Annotated in this window: 20 protein-coding genes and 1 pseudogene; 13 read left to right on the top strand and 8 right to left on the bottom strand. The window is 62.6% G+C overall.

Annotated elements, in window-relative coordinates:
• Positions 1 to 96: 96 nt before the first annotated feature.
• Positions 97 to 1,116 (bottom strand): AraC family transcriptional regulator, encoded by a 1,020-nt coding sequence (locus tag MTX19_RS28400; RefSeq protein WP_280980338.1) that lies wholly within the window; start codon positions 1,114 to 1,116, stop codon positions 97 to 99.
• Positions 1,117 to 1,180: 64 nt separating this feature from the next.
• Here MTX19_RS28400 and MTX19_RS28405 point away from each other — a divergent pair, with 64 nt between their 5' ends.
• From MTX19_RS28405 to MTX19_RS28420, 4 genes are read left to right on the top strand one after another with little or no spacing between them, the layout of a single operon-like run.
• Complete coding sequence (locus MTX19_RS28405; protein WP_280980339.1) at positions 1,181 to 1,894, top strand: hypothetical protein; 714 nt, start codon at positions 1,181 to 1,183, stop codon at positions 1,892 to 1,894.
• Positions 1,894 to 3,186: an MFS transporter gene (locus tag MTX19_RS28410; RefSeq protein ID WP_280980340.1), complete on the top strand. Its 1,293-nt coding sequence runs from the start codon at positions 1,894 to 1,896 to the stop codon at positions 3,184 to 3,186. The genes MTX19_RS28405 and MTX19_RS28410 overlap by 1 nt, the downstream gene beginning before the upstream one ends.
• Positions 3,187 to 3,211: 25 nt before the next feature.
• Positions 3,212 to 3,967, top strand: coding sequence for a YqcI/YcgG family protein (locus MTX19_RS28415; RefSeq protein ID WP_280985579.1), 756 nt, complete (start codon positions 3,212 to 3,214; stop codon positions 3,965 to 3,967).
• Positions 3,964 to 4,284 (top strand): cupin domain-containing protein, encoded by a 321-nt coding sequence (locus MTX19_RS28420; protein ID WP_280980342.1) that lies wholly within the window; start codon positions 3,964 to 3,966, stop codon positions 4,282 to 4,284. Before MTX19_RS28415 ends, MTX19_RS28420 begins: the two co-directional genes overlap by 4 nt.
• A gap of 22 nt (positions 4,285 to 4,306) precedes the next feature.
• Here the strand turns inward: MTX19_RS28420 and MTX19_RS28425 are convergent, their stop codons facing one another.
• Positions 4,307 to 4,489, bottom strand: a complete 183-nt coding sequence (locus tag MTX19_RS28425) for a hypothetical protein (RefSeq protein WP_280980343.1) — start codon at positions 4,487 to 4,489, stop codon at positions 4,307 to 4,309.
• A 25-nt stretch (positions 4,490 to 4,514) separates the two neighbouring features.
• On the opposite strand from MTX19_RS28425, the gene MTX19_RS28430 reads away from it, so the two are divergent.
• Positions 4,515 to 4,700, top strand: coding sequence for a hypothetical protein (locus MTX19_RS28430; RefSeq protein WP_280972882.1), 186 nt, complete (start codon positions 4,515 to 4,517; stop codon positions 4,698 to 4,700).
• Between the two features lie 167 nt (positions 4,701 to 4,867).
• On the opposite strand, the gene MTX19_RS28435 is transcribed toward MTX19_RS28430, so the two are convergent.
• From MTX19_RS28435 to MTX19_RS28450, 4 genes are all read right to left on the bottom strand, one after another.
• Positions 4,868 to 6,130 (bottom strand): CoA transferase, encoded by a 1,263-nt coding sequence (locus MTX19_RS28435; RefSeq protein WP_280980344.1) that lies wholly within the window; start codon positions 6,128 to 6,130, stop codon positions 4,868 to 4,870.
• Between the two features lie 304 nt (positions 6,131 to 6,434).
• Positions 6,435 to 6,857: a GFA family protein gene (locus MTX19_RS28440; RefSeq protein ID WP_280980345.1), complete on the bottom strand. Its 423-nt coding sequence runs from the start codon at positions 6,855 to 6,857 to the stop codon at positions 6,435 to 6,437.
• Positions 6,858 to 7,332: 475 nt separating this feature from the next.
• Positions 7,333 to 7,818, bottom strand: a complete 486-nt coding sequence (locus MTX19_RS28445) for a DUF6456 domain-containing protein (RefSeq protein WP_280980346.1) — start codon at positions 7,816 to 7,818, stop codon at positions 7,333 to 7,335.
• A gap of 324 nt (positions 7,819 to 8,142) precedes the next feature.
• Positions 8,143 to 8,541 carry a GcrA family cell cycle regulator gene (locus MTX19_RS28450; protein ID WP_280980347.1) on the bottom strand — a complete coding sequence of 133 codons (399 nt, stop codon included), beginning with the start codon at positions 8,539 to 8,541 and terminating at the stop codon, positions 8,143 to 8,145.
• A gap of 130 nt (positions 8,542 to 8,671) precedes the next feature.
• On the opposite strand from MTX19_RS28450, the gene MTX19_RS28455 reads away from it, so the two are divergent.
• From MTX19_RS28455 to MTX19_RS28465, 3 genes and pseudogenes are all read left to right on the top strand, one after another.
• Positions 8,672 to 9,310, top strand: coding sequence for a S24 family peptidase (locus MTX19_RS28455; RefSeq protein WP_280980348.1), 639 nt, complete (start codon positions 8,672 to 8,674; stop codon positions 9,308 to 9,310).
• A 153-nt stretch (positions 9,311 to 9,463) separates the two neighbouring features.
• Positions 9,464 to 9,738: pseudogene (locus tag MTX19_RS28460) on the top strand (hypothetical protein).
• Positions 9,739 to 9,909: 171 nt separating this feature from the next.
• Complete coding sequence (locus MTX19_RS28465) at positions 9,910 to 11,064, top strand: OpgC domain-containing protein (protein ID WP_280980349.1); 1,155 nt, start codon at positions 9,910 to 9,912, stop codon at positions 11,062 to 11,064.
• Between the two features lie 15 nt (positions 11,065 to 11,079).
• Here the strand turns inward: MTX19_RS28465 and MTX19_RS28470 are convergent, their stop codons facing one another.
• Entirely contained in the window at positions 11,080 to 12,312 is a 1,233-nt protein-coding gene (locus MTX19_RS28470; protein ID WP_280980350.1) for an acetyl-CoA C-acetyltransferase, read from the bottom strand.
• A 204-nt stretch (positions 12,313 to 12,516) separates the two neighbouring features.
• Between MTX19_RS28470 and dctP (MTX19_RS28475) the strand changes: the two genes are divergently transcribed.
• The 5 genes from dctP (MTX19_RS28475) (at position 12,517) to MTX19_RS28495 (ending at position 17,702) form a co-directional block, all read left to right on the top strand.
• On the top strand, positions 12,517 to 13,545 hold the full coding sequence (dctP, locus tag MTX19_RS28475; RefSeq protein ID WP_280980351.1) for a TRAP transporter substrate-binding protein DctP: 1,029 nt from the start codon (positions 12,517 to 12,519) through the stop codon (positions 13,543 to 13,545).
• A 25-nt stretch (positions 13,546 to 13,570) separates the two neighbouring features.
• Entirely contained in the window at positions 13,571 to 14,119 is a 549-nt protein-coding gene (locus MTX19_RS28480; protein ID WP_280980352.1) for a TRAP transporter small permease, read from the top strand.
• A complete protein-coding gene (locus MTX19_RS28485; RefSeq protein ID WP_280980353.1) occupies positions 14,116 to 15,405 on the top strand; it encodes a TRAP transporter large permease in 1,290 nt (429 codons plus the stop codon). The genes MTX19_RS28480 and MTX19_RS28485 overlap by 4 nt, the downstream gene beginning before the upstream one ends.
• A 72-nt stretch (positions 15,406 to 15,477) precedes the next feature.
• On the top strand, positions 15,478 to 16,467 hold the full coding sequence (gene dctP, locus MTX19_RS28490) for a TRAP transporter substrate-binding protein DctP (protein WP_280980354.1): 990 nt from the start codon (positions 15,478 to 15,480) through the stop codon (positions 16,465 to 16,467).
• Complete coding sequence (locus MTX19_RS28495; RefSeq protein WP_280980355.1) at positions 16,464 to 17,702, top strand: CoA transferase; 1,239 nt, start codon at positions 16,464 to 16,466, stop codon at positions 17,700 to 17,702. Before dctP (MTX19_RS28490) ends, MTX19_RS28495 begins: the two co-directional genes overlap by 4 nt.
• On the opposite strand, the gene MTX19_RS28500 is transcribed toward MTX19_RS28495, so the two are convergent.
• A complete protein-coding gene (locus MTX19_RS28500; protein WP_280985580.1) occupies positions 17,703 to 18,557 on the bottom strand; it encodes a CoA ester lyase in 855 nt (284 codons plus the stop codon).
• Between the last annotated feature and the right edge of the window lie 2 nt (positions 18,558 to 18,559).

Consider the following 18,559-nt stretch of genomic DNA (forward strand, 5'->3'; position numbering starts at 1 on the left):
AACGGTGAATCCCGCCAGCGAAGGCCAGCTATTCGCTCGCGAGATGGATCCGCTTTGCATGAATAGGCCGTGTCCGAACACACCTCTTCAGTCGGGCTACCCGCCCGAAAAGCGGTTTCGATATTCGGTCGGAGATACGCCGAGGTGCCGCAGGAAGGCCCGACGCATCCGCTCGTCATCGCCGAACCCTGCGCGCTTGGCGACCTCGACCACGCCGCCGATCTGGCGGCTCTCTAGCAGCAAGCGCGCCGTCTCCACGCGGAGTGCCTCGACGCCGCTCGCAGGCGTCATCCCGGTGCGGCTGACATAGGTCCGGGCGAATGTGCGCGGTGTCATCCCAGCCCTTTCCGCGAGCGTCTCGACCCTTAGGTCGCTGGTGATGTTCTCGATGATCCATGCATGCAGCGCGCTGAAGCGCCCCTCGACATCCGATGCCTGCGCCGCAAGGACAGTCGAAAACTGGCTCTGACCACCCGGTCGCTTCAGGAAAACCACAAGTCTGCGTGCGACATCCAGCGCGGTGGTATGGCCGAAATCCTCCTCGATCATGGCGAGGGCAAGGTCGATGCCGGCGCTGACGCCGGCCGACGACCAAACCCGCCCGTCCTTGACGAAGATCGCATTCGGCTCGACCCGGATTTTGGGGAAGCTGTCCTGCAACCGCGGACAATAGCGCCAGTGCGTTGCAGCACGCTTGCCGTCAAGAATGCCGGTCCAGGCCAGCGCGAACGCTCCGAGACAAACGGACGCGACGCGACGCGCTTTCGGAAGCGCCCCCACAATCCAGTTCATCAGCCTTGCGTCATTGCGGATCTGCCAAATGCCCGGTCCACCGGGGATCACCAGCGTGTCGACCTCGCCAGGTCCAAGAGTCTCGATCGGAGCAGTGTCGATCATCATCCCGACATCGGTCGGCACCAGTCCGCCCGCGGCTGAAAGGTACGACAGCGAATAGCCCGGCCCGGGCAGTTCGATCGCCTCAAGTTCCGCAAACACCTGCGCGGGCCCGGAGATGTCGAGCAAGGTCACGCCCGGAAAGGCGACGATCGCGATCCGTCGCGTGAATGTCTTGTCGGCTGGCTCGGGCCGGGACGGTTTGGCAGTTTTCGAGGGCATATTGTCCTTTAAGCCATTTGAGGCGCCCCTGTATAGCTCGCGATGGAATACGGGAGTTCCTGCCATGTTGCGAAATCTGGGCGGTCGATATCAGGCGATCAAATCGCCGTGGCCGGATTACGCGATCTACAGCCTACCCGACGCCTCCCGGATCGAAGCCTGCGACCGCCAGTCGCTGATGGACGCAATGAACGGCATTATCGCCGTCAACTGGCAGGCCACCGAGCCGCACTGGACAGCAATCTCCTCGCCCTTCGACAGGAAATACAGCCTCATCCTGGTCTATGACGGCTCCGCCCTCGTGGCCTTCTCAGTCTATCGCATCCTTCAGCTGTCGGCCGGACCCGGGATCTACCGCAGCGGCACCGAAGTGCTGCCGGCTCATCAGGGCCGCGGTCTCTACGGCTTCTTCACCGCCGAAGTTCTGAAATGTTCGGGTGCCGCGGAAGGAGCCGACGGCAGCGTGCTCTACGGTTGGCGCACCCGCAATCCCATCGTTTGGGCGGCCAACGCCAAGATTTGCGAGAAGGTGACGCCATCGCTGCTCGACGAGGTGCAGGATCCTGCATTGCAGGCTGCCTGTGTCGAGATGTGCGCTTCGCTTTATCCGGGCAAGCCGCTCGAGCTGCCCGACATGATCATGCGCGGCGCGTACGGCCACATCAAGCATCATCGCCAAGCCTATCACGGCACTGCGTCGCTCGTCGACGCGGCGATGTCACGGAAGATACCGAATTCAGCGGACGCTCTTTTCTCTGTCGGTTACGCGAGGGTCTGATGTCGGTACTCGGACAACAAGCCGTCTATACGCCGACGTCGCGGTTGACCGACCGCGCCTATCTCGCCTGGGCGGCTGTGGCGATCGCTTACGCCATCGCGTTCCTGCAGCGCGTCTCGCCGCAATCCATGAGCCTGAGCTTCATGCACGACTTCAACACCGATGCGGCCGGTGTTGCGATGCTCGCCTCCAGCTATTTCTGGGGCTACACCTTGATGCAGATTCCGGCGGGTCTTCTGGTCGACCGGTTCGGTGTCAAGCGCGTCGTTCTGACCAGCATGATTGCGTCGTCTCTCGGTAGTGCCGCGTTCGCGCTGGCACCGAGCCTGCTTGACGTCTTTGCCGCGCGCTTGATCGTCGCCTGCGGCGACGCGCTGGTCTTCACCGCACTCCTGAAACTCGTCGCGCAAAGCTTCGCGGACGAGCGGTTCGGCGTGATGTCGGGGATTTCGCAGGTTTCCGGCTATGTCGGGGGTGTGATCGCGACCACGCCGCTTGCGGCTGCGGTCTCGGGCTTCGGCTGGCGTGCCTGTTTCCTCTTCATTGCCTGCATCGGCCTTGCCAACCTTGCTTTCGCCAAGCTTGCGCTCAAGCCTGATCCGGTCCCGCACAGCAACAAGACGCTGAAGGGCGTCGTCAGGGTTGCGCGGCAATCGCTGTCACACATTGGCAACTGGGGTTGCGCAATGACCTTTGCGTCGCACTTTGCGGTTGTGACCACGCTATCCGGCGTCTGGGGCATCCCGATGGTGGCGCACTTCTTCCACATTTCCCCGACGACCGCCGGCACGCCCCTGCTCGCCTTCATGATCGGCAATGCCATTGGTTCGATCTTCCTGGGCCACGCCGCCGATCGCGCCGCGGCGACGCTCGATCGCGCGCTGATCCGCATTTGTTTGTTGCGCATGCTGCTGATCGCGATGCTCCTGCCGTCGGTCGCACGCGCATTTGGCTTTGTCTATGTCACCGTCGTTTTCACGGCGCTGGGCCTCGTCGCCGGCGGCACCGTCCCGCTTGTGCTGAAATGCGTCAAGAAACTCTACACCGCCGATCTCATCGGCGTCGGCGCTTCGGTGAACACCACGGCTGCCGGGATCTTCGCCGGCGCGTCGCAACCCGTGATCGGCTTCGCCATGCTTGCCGCCAGCCGGGTTTCAGGAACCGATGCGGTGCACAACGCGGCATCGATCGGCGACGCCGGCTACGGCGCCTTGATTGTCATTCTGCTCCTCATGTCGCTGCCGGGCATTGCCGGGCCGCTACTGATGAGGAGCAAATTGATATCTCGGTAGTCTCGTTATGAGTGAAGGGGGTGTTATGGAGCGCTTGTTTTTAAAAAAAGGCGAAGTATCCGCAAACTTTCCGGTGAGCAGCTGGCAAAGCGTGATGTTCTCGGAATTCGAGGCGCAGATGAGCAGCGAAGCGAGGCCGTTTCCTTGCGTGTTCGGCGTGACAGGCCATCGCCAGGATCAGCTGCGGTACCTCTTCCTTGATCCATACGACGTCGCCGTACTCGGCGAACAACTCGCGCGTTACGTTTCTCAGGCTCGCTCGTTCGGCCCCAATACCTCGTTGATCGTTTTCACGCGGCCTCGGCCGGTGCAGACGCTCGACGCGTATTACCGCAAGATGTGGATGACGCTCGACCAACTGGCGCGCCTGGACAAAAGTCCGTGGCCGGCCGACATCCCGGAACAGATCGACCACCCGATGTGGGAGTTCTCGTTCGCGGGCGAGCCGATCTTCGTGGTGTGCACCACGCCCGCGCATGTGATGCGGCAGAGCCGTCGATCCAGCGCGTTCATGCTCACCTTCCAGCCACGCTGGGTGTTCGAAAAGATCCTTGGCACCGAAAAGGCGGCCAATGCTGCGTTCGGCGAGGTCCGCAAGCGTCTCGTCCCGTACGACAGCGCAAGCCCGTCGCCGCTGCTCGGTCGCTACGGCGCAACCGACGGGCGCGAGTATCTGCAGTACTTCCTGCATGACGACAACAATACGAGCGCGGGCTGCCCGTTCGCCAAGCTCGCGCAGAACAAGACACCATCCATTGCAGACAAGGAGCAGGCGGCATGACCCAGATCATCGCAGGCACAAAGACCGAATTTTCCATCGATCCGGAGATCCTGAACCTGCTTCCAGCGCAGGGCTCCGTGGAGCTGCAGCACGACGCAGCCGGCAAGGTGCATCACTTCCATACGCACCCGGTCGACGAGATCCTGATGATCATCCGCGGGCGACTGAACTTCATCTGGGATGGCGGCGAGCGTGTCGTGACCGCTGGGGACACCATCCTGTTGCCGGCCGGCACCCGCCATCAATCGGAGGCGCTCGAAGGTGGTGCAGTCTACGTGATCGCGACACAGCCGCCGGCCAAGCCAGTCAGCAACTGACATGCAGCGGGAATTGAAGCCCTCAAGACAATGAGGGATCGCCAGGCGGTTCAGCCGCCAAACGTTCGACCAGCTCGATGACCTCGCTACGCTGGTCAGGCGCAAGCCGAAGGAAGGCCTTCAACAGTCGCAGGCCTTCTACTGTTTCGCTCGATGGAGCTCCGAGCTTCTTGTGCAGCTCCGCAACATAAGTGGGATTTTTCATCTCGCACCGTAAGTGAGGATCACGAATGGCATACCCAGGTAAACGTGAAGGCTTGGCCCAGAAGGTCGAGACCGCAGCTCAGGAGGCCGAGCGCCTCGGCCTGACGACGGCAACCTTGATACTTCGGATGGCGCGCCTCGAAATCGACCGGGCGGAGCCTGAAGAGGTTGAAAGTATGCCAAGGAACAACCTGCGCAGCAAGCCGAACTGAGTATCGAAACGGACCGATTTCGGTGCCGCGCTATCGGCGGGCGCCAGTCGGCCCGTGTCGCGGGAACGATGTCGGCATGAGCTTGCGGGCGGGCGTCTCTCTGCTCACCTGCGATCAGGTTGGCTTGTGACGATTGGCGGTCGATGCAACCAGTGCACGCCGGCGCGTCAATCGGTGTTCCCTGGCTTACCGAAGGCTCCTGCGTCAGCCAACGCCGCGATGCGCCGGTCGTCATAGCCAAGCGTCTTGCGCAGGACGTCCCTGGTATGTTGACCGAGCAACGGAGCGGCGACCGGGGCGACCGCCGGCGTCAGGCTCATGCCGACCGGTGACTCGATGTTTGGAACCGAACCGGCGGTTGGGTGCGGGATCTTGCTGAGGCGATCGCGATCGCGCACCTCGGGTGCATTGAACCCCTCCTCGACCGTCCGCAAATAGCCGACCGGAATGTTGGCCTTCTTCATCTTCGCCATCCAGTTTTCCAGCGTATCGCTCGCAAACACGCTGGCAATGATGGCGCGCAGCTTCTCTCTGTTGGCGGTTCGGGCCTTGCGCTGAGCAAACTCCGGATCGGTGACGAGATCCGGGCGCTGGAGCACCTCGGTGACAAGCCGGCGATAGAGCCGGTCGTTGGCGCAGGCCATGTAGAGCGGCCCATCGGACGCCCGGTAGACGCCTACGGTCGGTGAACCGTTCGGAGAGTTTCCGAAGCGGCCGGGATTGTTGCCATTGATCAGATAGGCCATGCCGTAGAAGCCGGTCATTGCCACCGCGGTGTCGATCAGGGCGACCTCGACCTGCTGACCACGACCGAGCCGATCGCGCGCGATCAGGGCGAGCAGAATGGCATTACAGGCCGACATTCCCGTTGCCATGTCGACAATCGGCGGCCCGGTGCGAACCGGTTCGCCGTCCGGAAAGCCGTTGAGCGACATGAATCCGCTTTCGGCCTGCGTGATCGGGTCGAAGCCGGGGCGCAGCGCGAAATCGCCCTTGCGGCCATAGGCCGAGATCGAGCAATAGATCAAGCGCGGGTTGGTCGGCGCCACCGAGGCATAGTCGAGACCGAACTTCTTCATGACGCCGCCGGAGAAATTCTCCACCACGACGTCGGCCTTGGCGATCAACTCGCGCGCCACCTCCAGCGCGGCCGGGTTGTTGAAATCGAGCGCAATGCCGCGCTTGTTGCGATTGAGGCTGAGGAATGCGGCGCTCTCACCGCCGATTTCCGCGTGCTCGTAAGCGCGCGTGTCGTCGCCGCCGTCCGGGTTCTCGATCTTGATGACTTCGGCTCCGAAGTCGGCCAGCGTCTGCGTGCAGGCGGGCCCGGCCACGACGCGGGTGAAGTCGACAACCAGCAGACCGTCTAGCGCCGTCGGGACGTCCTCTCCGCGCGGCGTGCGCTCTGGCAATTCTGGTCTGGCGGTCATGGTCGGAGGTTTCCTCTGGTTATTTTGTCAGGCGAAATTCGATAGCCGCCACTGAAGGCGGCTTGACCGCCTTTTAGCGGAAGCGTGCTATCAGAACCAAATCCGGATTTTGCAGAGCGGGACCTTCGCCCGACATGGCTGTCGCCGGCCACGGGGCCGACGACCTTCGCTATCGTCGTGCTGGACGGTCGTGGAAACCCGTCAGAGACCAGCTCGATCGGGCATCGGACGGTGACGAGACGACACGTCAAACGCGTGGCGCCACGAGTCGCCACGCCGTTCTCGTTATCGGACGACCGCCGAGCTATTCGGCGAGCATTTCGCCGGAGCCACCGAACTCGGCCGGAAAATCCTTCAGCTTCGGCAGACCGTCGCGTATCGGCAGCACCGCCTCGGCATAATTGACGTGAACGCCGGGGGTGAATTTGAGCGTCGGGATCGTGGCGCTGAAAACGTCGATGAGCCCAAGCGTCGGATGGTTCGTCATCAAATGGCCGCCGCATTTGCTGCAATATTTGCGCTGGCTCATCGGGGTCTTCTCGAATGTCGCGATATGATCAGCTCCCTTTGTGACCTCAACCGCCTGAGGCTTCCAAAGGCTGAACGCATTCACCGGACCGCCGGACCAGGAGCGGCACGAGCGACAGTGGCAGTAGCCCATGGCCTCCGGCTCCCCGGTGACCTGCAGTTCGACGGCGCCGCAAAAGCAATTTCCAGTGTGCTTCATCAGTCAGTTCTCCTTGGGTGATTTGATCACGTCAATCTTCCCACCGGGCACCAGACACATCCTGCAGTCCTTGAGATATTGTTTTGAGCAGAGAGACGCTGGAGAGGATTCAGGCGGTGACGATCGCCGCAAACTCCGGTTCTTCGACGCGCCAGACGGTTGCCTGCACGGCGCTGATGCTCCAACAACCCACGAGCCGTGACGCTACGCTCGACCGCAAACAGGACCATCAGCACAGGCGAGAACGTTACATGAAAGTCCGATCCGCTGTCGACCGTCTTCGACACAACCAAGCCGAACGCATCAGATCGTGGGGAAATGTGAGGTGCGGCACAGAACCGTGCTGCAATGTGATGAACTTTATACTCGGTTCCCTGACGGGGCCGAGCATACTCCACCTGACGACCTCTGCTGGGGAGCTTTTGCCGCGCCGGACAACGGCGCGGCAATCGATGTGCTAGACAAGCGCCCCGCTTCAAAGACTTTTCGCTGGCCCCCGATGCGGTGTGGCAAAGCCATAGATCAATGCCAGCCGGTCCAGGCATTCCTTGAGGCGTCGTGCGAAATAGTCCTGCCAACGCTGGGTACGCAGCCCTCTCCTCTGCCCAACCTGCTCCATCGTCATGCCGAGGATCAGAACTTCGTGGACCAGCATCGAACCGTCGGCCCCGAGCTCGTGCTCGGCACGCTGCAGCCGCAGGACCGCCTGACGTTGGCCTTCCGTGATCGGCTCGCGCCGCTGGCCGCCATCGACATATTCGCGCGTCGTATCGACAGCACGCGGCCCGCGCTCGGCCTTTTCCCAATCGCCCTGGAAGGCGCGGCCTCCCCGATATTGCGAATCGTCGATCTGGCGGTGCGCATGCAGCCGACCGAGCGGATCGTTGCGGATCGAGCGCAGCGCGACAATCCTTTCGCCCCGTTGAAGCGCGAAAGGATCGTCGACTTCGACCGTCGCCACCTCGGCATTGTAGGGCAGGTCCTGGGAGCGGCGGTCGTGCCCGCTCGCAGGATCGTACGGTTTCCGGCGTTTGGCTCACGGCATTAATGATTCTCCGTAGTGTCTGATGAAGGGCGCGCGGACAGTTCCGCGCGATCGTGATCGCGGACCGAAATCCGGTACTCAGGAGATGATCTGCGTCAGGTCGCCCCGACGACGTGGAGCCAGGCGGCGCTCAGGACCGGCTCTGCCGACAGCTCGGGATCGCGGCTCAGGTGGAAATGCGGCGTGCAATAGTTCGAGCCCGGGCGACGCGGGTGGACACAAAAGGTGATCGGCTCATCGTCACGGTGTCGAGTCCCCACGTTCAAGTTCGACCAGCGAAAGATGGCGCGGCGTGATCTCGACACAGTGAAGCTTCGGCGCCTGCGCTTCTCCCGAGAAGGGTTTCGGCCAGCGAACCACGTCGGCCCTTGGCTCCCTGTGAACCTCTCGCGCCATCTCGATACGCGGCGGCACCGGTGCGGTCGATTCGGGTCGGTCGACCCGCTTTGGCAACGACGGTTCAAGCCGCTCGAGACTTCCCAGCGCCATGCGCTGGCCCCGGCTGAGGGGCGCGTTTCGCGTGTAGGCCGTGTGGAACCTTTCATTGATTGTGTCGGCAATCTCCGAATAGGACATGCCGCGGGCACGAAGATCCCGTAGCGCCGCCGAATGCTCCGGCAGCCAGTTTGTCATTTCCATTCCAAATTCCCATTTCTGCCATTCCCCCGGCGCCGCCGTTAATTTCCGATATTCAGAGAGGAAAAAATCAAGCTTGATTTCTGATTATCGTAACTGCTATGAAGGTACAGAGATTCGGAGAGGATGAGCCATGCTGGACGCGAAACTGATCGAACGGGGACTGGAGAAAACGGGCAAGTCCAAGGGCGGTCTTGCCCGCGCGATGGGCGTTCGGGCCGGCGCGGTGTCCGAGATTCTCTCTGGAATACGACTGATCAAGGCGGCGGAGATCCCCCTGATCGTCGAGTATCTCGAGCTGAACTCGGTGCCGATCATGGGGCGGATCGGCGCCGGAGCCTCGATCGAGCCGGATTACGAGCAGGTACCGCCCGAAGGTCTCGGCGAGGTCGAACTTCCGTTTCCCCTCTCGGAGGAGACCATCGCCTTCGAGGTATCGGGCGATTCCATGCTGCCGAAATACGAGAATGGCGATGTCATCGTGGTCTATCGCGAGCAGCGCCATCCGCTGTCGAGCTTCTACGGAGAAGAGGCCGCGGTCCGGCTGAAGTCCGGTGAGCGCTATCTCAAGACGGTCGAGCGCGGTCATTCATCCGGCGTCGTCAACCTGACCAGCTTCAATGCCAAGCCGATCAACGGCGTGAAGCTCGAATGGATCGGCGAGATCTGCGTTACCTTGCCGCGCGGCCAGATCGCAAGGATGCGGGGCAAGACCGCATCGAAGGGCCGCAAGGCTGCCCGGACATCCGGCGGACGCTCTTCCGAGAAGTAGGAGGGAGTTGCCTGGGACCGCCCGGCCGATTCGCGCGAGGCCCAGACCGCGGCGACCCCGTCAACGACGCCGAATTCTGATTATCAGAATCATGACTTGGTTCGAATCATCGGAAATGATGCCCGATGACAGTCAAGGCATCGAACTTCGAGCATGCAGTATTTGGTCGTGATGATCGACTATGGCCGCCGCGGTCGCGCGGCCATCGTCGATCCGAAATGACACGACGCGAGGTGGTCGCGCGGGTCGCATCGGGAGAGTACGCGAATATCAGCTTCATCGATGAGATCGCGGTGTCCTCCGTCGAGGACGTCACGGATGACATCCTCGCCGAGGCCGCCCTCCCCAAGGTCGGCTTGACCGAGGCAGATTTGCAAGCCAATACCTTCGATCATGCTCGCGACCTGCACAAGCACGAGCCGGTCTGACATCGTATCATTCACGTGACAATTTCGAGAACGTGATTTTCTTCGCGTTCGGCTACTTGGCCGGAACTGAATGCAGACTAGATATCGTTCACGCAAAGTCTATTCGGACTGCGCGGAGCTTCCCGCTAGGGTAGCGATTTCGATTCTCGGGCCGGTAGACGTCTGCTTTCAATGAATCCGACAACAAACGCCGAGATCGCGGCACGCAATAGCGATCTCAGGATTGCGCTGCTGCTTGGCATCGCCAACTGGTTTCTGTTCCTGGACCACATCCCTCACAACGCAGTCAGCATGCTGACCCTGCGCAACTTCGGCTTTAGCGGCGCGACCGACCTGTTCGCTTTCGTGGGCGGCTACGCTGCGACCTTGATCTATGCCGGGATGGCCCGGGAACGCGGGTTCCTGGTAGCCGCAACCCGCATCTTCAAGCGCGTGTGGCAACTCTATGCAGCCTACATCGTACTGTTCGTGATTTATGTCGAATTGATCAGCTATGCAGCCAGCCGGACCGCAGCCCCCGAGATCATCAGCGAATTCAACATCACCGGATTCATCGATCACCCGATCCGGACTCTGATCTACGGCCTGTTCTTGCAGGCCAAGCCGCTCAATCTCGATGTCCTGCAACTCGTCATCGCCTTGATGGCATCCCTGCCCATCATCCTGTTCGGATTGCTTCGCTTGCCGAACGTGACGCTCGCCGCGTCGGCGGCACTCTATATGGCCGCACATACGCTTGACTGGAATCTGGCGGCCTATCCGGACGGTCGCTGGTACTACAATCCATTCTGCTGGCAGTTCCTGTTCGTGATGGGAGGCTGGTTCGCCCTCATAAGCAAGCGCTACGCGCGCGTTATCCGCGCCATGCAGGCCGTGCCCGCGTTGCGTGCCGCGGCGCTGCTGTATCTCCTGTTCGCGCTGACCATCGTCGCCAGCAGCAATATCCCGATACTCGCTGAGATGATTCCCGGCTCGTTCGTCGGTGTATTCCTGCCGGACGACAAGGAAAGCGTTGAGCCGTACCGTATCCTGCACTTCCTGACGCTGGCATTCCTGTTCACCCCGTGGGTGCCGCGTGGCTGGACACATCTGCGGTCCTTCATCCTGCAGCCCATTATCAAGTGCGGCGAGGAATGGCTGGCTGTGTTTTGTTCGGGCGTGTTCCTCTCCTTTGCCGCGCACTTCATCCTGATTACCGGCCCGAACGCGCTGGCGATGCAGGTCGTCGTCAGCGTCGCCGGCATCGCGGCGATGATTGGAGTGGCCTACTACGTCTCGTGGTCGAAGCATCAGGACTACAAGTCGGCAGTTGGCGCACCGTCCTGATCGGTCTGAACCGGCTCAGACGCGCTCGATGATGATCGCCGGGGCCATGCCCCCGGCAGCACACATCGTAACCAGGCCGCGCTTGAGGTCGCGACGCTCGAGCTCGTCCAGCACCGTCCCGATCAGGATCGAGCCGGTCGCGCCGATCGGGTGGCCGAGCGCGATCGAGCCGCCATTGACGTTGACCTTGTCGCGGTCGAGCTTGAGGTCGCGGATGTATTTCTCGGCGACCACGGCAAACGCCTCGTTGATCTCGAACAGATCGATGTCGTCGAGCGTCAGGCCGGCCTTGGCCAGCACCTTGCGGGTCGCCGGCACTGGCGCGTTGAGCATCAAGGTCGGCGAGTCCCCCATATTGGCCGTCGCGACCACGCGCGCACGCGGCGTCAGACCATGCTTGCGGGCATAGTCCGGCGACGCCAGCAAGATCGCCGCAGAGCCGTCCACCACACCCGAGGAATTTCCCGCGTGGTGGACAAAGTTGATGTCGAGATCCGGATATTTCTCCAGGATCAGCTTCCGATAGGTCGTCCCCTTGTCGTCGAGCGCGTAGTCGGCAATGGCGGGGAACGCCGGTTTCAGTCCGGCAAGGCCCTCCATCGTCGTCTGCGGCCGCGGATACTCCTCGCGGTCGAGCGCCAATGCGCCATCCTCGCGACGGACCGGAACCAGGCTTTTGTCGAAATGCCCGCCCTTGATCGCCGCAGCCGCGCGCTTTTGGCTCTCGAGACCAAGCGCGTCGACGTCCTGCCGGGTGATCCCTTCCATGGTCGCAATGGCATCGGCGCAGACGCCCTGGTGCGATTGCGGGTGGCGGGCGCGCAGGCGAAGGTTGCCGTTGTCCATCATGAACGGCCCCTCGCCGCGGCGGCCTTCCATCGACATCATTTCCGTGCCGCCCGCGATCACGAGGTCCTCGGAGCCTGCCATGATGGCATTGGCAGCCATGCTGACGCTGGTGATGCCGGAGCCGCAGAAGCGATCGAGCGTCACGCCGCTGGCGCGCACGTCATAGCCGGCATCGAGCGCCGACATCCGGCCGAGGTCGCCGCTCTGCGGACCGCGCTGCGAACTGGTGCCCCAGATGATGTCGTCGACGTCGGCCGTGTTGATACCGGTCCTGTCGGCCAGCGCGCGCAGCACCGTGGCGCCGAGCTGCTGCGGATGGATGCCCGAGAGCGCGCCCTTGCCGGCCTTACCGATGCCTCGCGGGGTCCTGCATGCATCGATGATCAGCGCGTCAGCCATGGTGATTTCCTCTCGGCAGTATTGGTTTGAGGCATTTGCCGTCGATCCCGGATCAAAGTCAATTCGCGGCGGCGGGCGCACGATGCATGGCGCCCCGCGCTTTCCGGTTGTCCGATCGGCCCTGCTCAGCCGAGCCATGCTTGACGCGCAAATTCGTTTATGCGCAGCTAATCAAAACAACAACGGATCCTCAGGGGAGGAAATATGGGCGGGCTCTGGCGGGCGGTGGTCGGTTACGGCTTTCTCGTCGCATCGGTCAATCTGGCGGCAGCGGAGCCGATCAAGCTGCGTGTGGCCGACTCCTTTCCGAAGGGGCACTATCTCGTCAAGCTCGTGCTCGAGCCCTGGATGGAACAGGTTCAGAAGCGCACCAACAATGCGGTGACGTTCGAGCACTATCCGGCTCAGCAACTCGGCAAGGCTGCCGACATGCTCAAGCTGACGCAAACCGGCGTCGCCGATATCGGCTATGTCGCCCCCGCCTACGTATCCGACAAGATGCCGGTCTCCGAAGTCGCGATGCTGCCGGGCGCGTTCGATCATTCCTGCCAGGGTACGCTGGCCTACTGGAAGGCTGCGCGAAGCGGCGTCATCGCGGAGCAGGATTATACTCCCAATGGGATCCGCCTCCTGCTCGCGGTAAGCCTGCCGCCCTATCGCATCCTGACCGTGAAACATCCGGTGAAGGACGTCGCCGACATCAACGGACTGAAGTTGCGTTCGACCGGCGGCGCGCAAGATCTCACCTTGCGCGCCATCGGTGCGGTGCCCGTGCGCATGGCTGCGCCTGACGCTTACGAATCCCTGTCGCGGGGCACGATGGATGGCCTGCTGTTTCCGCTTGAGAGCGTTGTCGCTTACGGCGCCGACAAGCTCGTGAAATATTCCACCGACGGCTTCGGCTTCGCAAGCTTCGTGGTTGCCTATTCGATCAGCGAGAATGCCTGGAAGAAACTGTCGCCTGAGATCCAGAAGGCGATGGTCGACGCAGCCGAGGAGATCCTGCCCTCCGCCTGCAAGGAAGTTCAGAGGCAGGACAGCGAGACGATGAAGTCGATGGAGGGCGCAGGTGTCCACTTCGAGACCTTGCAGCCCGGCGCAGTTGCAAAGCTCAAGGATTTGACGAAGGGCGTGGGCAAGGCGTGGGCCGATGGGCTCGATGCGCGCGGCAAGCGCGGCAGCGACGCATTGAGGGAGTTCGACGCGGCGGTTGCCACCATTCCGGCCAAATGAACGCGCGAAACGACAGGGGCGAAGTTTGATCGACGGATTACTAAAGGCGCTCCGCGCCATCGAGAATGTCGCGTCGACGATAGCCGCGGCATTCATGTTCGCGATCATGGTCATCGTGTTTGGCGATGTCATCATGCGTTACGTGTTCAACAGGCCATTCTCTTGGGCTTATGACCTGATCTCGCTCTACCTGATGGCCGGTATTTTCTTCCTGGTGCTGTCGGAGGCTTACGCCAGCCACGCGCATGTCAGCGTCGATATCCTGCAGCAGAAATTCTCGCCCGCGATGATCCGCGTCTCGGAGATCGTCACCTGTATCGTCGGCATCGCCGTATTCTCGCTGATCGCATATCTCGGCTACTTGCGCGCCGTCGACAGCTTCGAGTCCGCCGACGTGATGGCCGGCGCGATACCTTGGCCGATGTGGCCGTCGATTGGACTTGTGCCGTTCGGCGCCGGACTGATCACGATCCGCCTCGCGCTGCACCTCATTGCTCACGTGCTCTCGCTCGCGACCGGGCGCAGCGTGATTGCGCTGCCCTCCTCTCACGCCGCCGGAGAGACGTTCGAATGACGCTGATCTTGGCGATCCTGCTGCTCTTTGTGCTGCTTGCGATCGGCACACCGGTCGGCTTGGCGATGGCAGGGGCCGGCGTACTCGGCCTGTACCTGATCGGCGGCATGCCGATTCTGACAGGCATCCTGCAGACCGCACCGCTCTCGGCGGTCACTTCCTACGAGCTGATCACTATCCCGATGTTCTTGCTGATGGCGGAATTCGTGCTCGTGAGCGGCATCGCCAACGACCTGTTCAAGGCAACCGCTGCCTGGGTGGGACGAATTCCGGGCGGCCTCGGCATGGCAACGGCGCTGGCCGGCGCCGGCTTCGGCGCAATCTGTGGCACAAGCACAGCTTCCGCCGCCACCCTGTCCGCCACAAGCCTGCCGGCGATGCTCAAGCAGGGCTATGAACCGAAGATGGCAGCCGGCGTCGTGGCGATCTCAGGCACTCTCGCAATGCTGATCCCTCCATCGGTGGCGCTGGTGATCTACGGCCTGCTCGCGGAAGTGAACATCGGGGCGCTTCTGATCGGCGGCGTGATCCCCGGGATTCTGGTCACCTTCACGATCATGGCCACGGTCTGGTTCCTGGCCTGGCAGGACCCTTCGCGGGCTCCGTCAGCGCCCTCCGTCCCGCTCGCGGAGAAAATGCGGATGCTTCGCGTGGTCGGACCCATGCTGCTGCTGTTCGGCCTGGTCACCGGCGTTATCTACACCGGCGTCGCCACGCCGACCGAGGCATCTGCGCTTGGCGCATTTGGCGCGTTCGGGCTCGCCTGCTGGAAGGGCAGGATCAACCGCAAGACGCTGCGCAGTGCGTTGCTACGCTCGGCACACGGCACGTGCATGATCGCCATGATCCTGTTTGGCGCCTCGATCTTCGGCTACTTCTTCACGCTGACGCAGGTGACGCAGAATCTGGTGAGCTGGGTCGGCGGCCTGCCGGTGCCGCCGTGGCTGGTCCTGACCATCATTCTGTTCGGCTACATCGTGCTCGGCTCGTTCATGGACCAGATCGCGATCCTGGTGTTGACCGTTCCGATCGTGCTGCCGCTGATCAAGTCGCTCGGTTACGATCCCCTGTGGTTCGGCGTCGTCAAGATCGTGACCGCGGAAGTCGGCATGATCACACCTCCGGTCGGCCTCAATTGCTTCGTGGTAGCGCGCTACTCGGGGCGTCCCGTGGCCGAGGTCTTCCACGGCGTCTTTCCGCACTTCGTCGCTCATTTGATCGCAATCGCAATCCTTGTGATCTGGCCGATCATCATCCTCTGGCTGCCCATGAAGATGGGCTACTGACAACGAATAAGGGAGAGAGTTGTGATGTCCGCCTGTCCAATGAGGCCGCTTACGCTAGCCGCAGCGCTGTACGTGGCCACAGTCGGTTCCGGCCATGCCCAGACGAACATCACGCTGCGCCTTGCCGACAGCCTGCCGTCCGGCCATGTGATCCACGAGTTCGTCGGCAAGCCGTTTTCGGAGCTCGTCGGCAAGCTAACCAACGGCCAGGTCACGTTTCAGCACTTCCCGGCGGAACAGCTCGGCAAGGCCAAGGACATGGCCCAGCTCACCGCGCTGGGCGTTGCAGACGTCTCCTACATTGTGCCGTCCTACTCGTCCGACAAGTTTCCGCTGACCGCCGTGGCCGAGCTTCCCGGCATCTTCGACAACGAATGCCAGGGCTCACTCGCCTTCTACAAGGTCTCGCACAATGGCGGGATCCTGGAGACCAAGGAGTTTGCCCCCAACCAGCTCCGCCCGCTGGTGACGCTTGCGCTGCCGGCCTATCAGGTCCAGCTTGCCACCGGCCGCGACGTGAAGACGGCAAAGGACCTCGAAGGCTTGAAGATCCGCACCACCGGCGGCGCGATGGATCTGATGATGCGCTCGATCGGCGGCGTGCCGGTCCGGATGGCCGCACCCGAGATTTATGAATCGCTGACACGCGGAACGCTCGACGGGCTGATCTTCTCCTATCAGAGCTCGGTGTCCTACGACTTCGGCAAGATCCTGAAATCCGGCACCGAGGGACTGAACTTCGGCACCGCAATCTTCACCTATTCGATCGGCGAGACGAAGTTCAAGTCGCTGCCCGAGAACGTGCGCAAGGCGCTGGTCGAGGCCGGCGAGCAGACCACGCGCGAGGCCTGCAAGCGCTTCGAGGACGGCGAGAAGGCTGCGACCGACAAGATCAAGTCGCAGGGCATGAGGGTCATCAACTTCGGCGCCGACGACAAGAAGGTGTTCAATGCCGCGTTCAAGTCCGTCGCGCAGGAATGGGTGAAGGACGTCGACAAGCGCGGCAAGCCCGGCACCGATGTCTACAAGGCCTTCACTGAAGCGCTGGCCGCGACCCATTGAGCGGGACGCCGACCAAAGACGCGCAATCCGCGCCGGCGGGTCCGCTCGCCGGCGTCAGGATCATCGACCTCACCAGCGTGATGATGGGGCCGTACGCGACTATGATCCTCGGCGACTACGGCGCCGACGTGATCAAGGTCGAGAGCCCCGATGGCGACGTCATGCGCCATGCAGCCCCGATGCGTCATCCGCGGATGGGGGCGATGTACTTGCAGGGCAACCGCAACAAGCGCTCGATCGTGCTTGACCTCAAGAAGGCCGGTGGCCGCGCGGCGTTGCTGCGTCTTGCCGCCACAGCCGACGTGTTCGTGCACAATGTCCGCCCCGCGGCGATGGCGCGACTGAAGCTCGGGGCGGACGATCTGCTCGCGGTCAATTCGCGGCTGATCTACGCCAGCCTGCACGGCTTCGGCGAGACCGGGCCCTATGCGGGACAGCCTGCCTATGACGACCTGATCCAGGGCCTGACCGCTCTGCCCGCGCTCACCGGCCGGATCACCGGCGAGCCGCGCTATTCGCCGGCGACCATGGCCGACCGCATCGTCGGCCTGAACGCCCTCCACGCGATCCTCGCAGCGCTGTTCCACCGCGAGCGGACCGGCGAAGGCCAGGCCATCGAAATCCCGATGTTCGAGACCATGGCGCAGTTCGTGCTCGGTGATCACATGGCCGGCCGCAGCTTCGAGCCGCCGGTCGGGCCGCCGGGCTATTCCCGGCTGCTGTCACCCGACCGCCGCCCCTATCAGACCAGCGACGGCTACATCTGCGCGCTGGTCTATTCCGACAAGCAGTGGAACGCGTTCTTCGCCAAGATCGGGCTCGCCCATGAGGCCGACCGCGACCCCAGGCTCAACAGCATCTCGGCGCGAACCCGCAACTACGACTTCGTCTACGATTGGTTCTCGCAGATGATGAAGACCCGCACGACGGCCGAGTGGATGCGTTTCTTCGAAGAGGCGGATATTCCGCATGCGCCCTTGCACGACCTCGACAGCCTGATCGACGATCCGCATCTGACAGCGGTCGGGCTGATCCAGACCATCGAGCACCCGACGGAGGGCAGGCTACGGGTCGCCGGTCCCGCCGCGACCTGGAGCAGGACGCCGCCGTCGATCCGGAGCCATCCCCCGGGGCTTGGCGAGCACGGCCGGGAGATCCTGCGCGAGGCAGGGCTCGCAGAGGCGGAGATCGCCGCCCTCATCGAGGGCGGCGCACTGATCGAGCCTGCTTCCTGACTATTTTCCGCGCGACGCCAAGATCTTCTCGGCGGCGCGAAGATGCGGCTTGTCCAGCATCTTGCCGTCCATCTTGACGACACCGGACGGATTACCCGCAAACGCGGCGATCACTCGCTTCGACCATTCGACCTCCTCGTCGGTCGGCATGAACGCTGCGTTGACGATGTCGACATGCTTGGGATGGATCACGGCCTTGGCCAGGAAGCCGTCCTGCCGCGCGGCGATCGCCTCGGCCTTCAGCGCGTCGAGATCGTTGATGTCGGTGGCGATCGTGTCGATGGCAACGACGCCGGCTGCTGCCGCGCCAATCAGGCAGAGGTCGCGGGCCAGGATGAAGGGCGAATGATAGCGGCCGTCGGTGCGGTTGCGCGACGCACCGAGCGAGGCCGCGAGGTCTTCCGCACCCCACATCATGCCCCATAGCCGCGGGCTCATGTTCTCGAAGTCGAGGATCTTGAGGACCGCACGCGCCGTCTCGGTCGCAACCGTCACGATCCGCGTGGTGCCCTGCTCGATGCCCGAGGCCGCCTCGAAGGCATCGAGATAGAGCGCGAGCTTGTTGACGTCGGCGACACCTGCGCATTTCGGTAGCACGATGCCGTCAGGCTTGCCCGGCATCACGGCCGCGAGGTCGCCGAGCGTCAGGTCGGTATCCAGCGCGTTGACGCGGATGTAGAGCTTCTGGCCCGGATTGCGCTCGTCGAGCATCTTTCGGGTGATGCCGCGCGCCGTCACCTTCTGGTCGGGTGCGATCGAATCCTCGAGGTCGAGGATCAGCGCATCGGCCGCGGTCTTCTTGGCGCTTTCATATTTCCGGCTGCTGTCGCCGGGAACGAACAGGAACGATCGCATCA

Origin of the sequence: Bradyrhizobium sp. ISRA464, from assembly GCF_029910095.1 — a bacterium.
GTDB lineage: Bacteria > Pseudomonadota > Alphaproteobacteria > Rhizobiales > Xanthobacteraceae > Bradyrhizobium.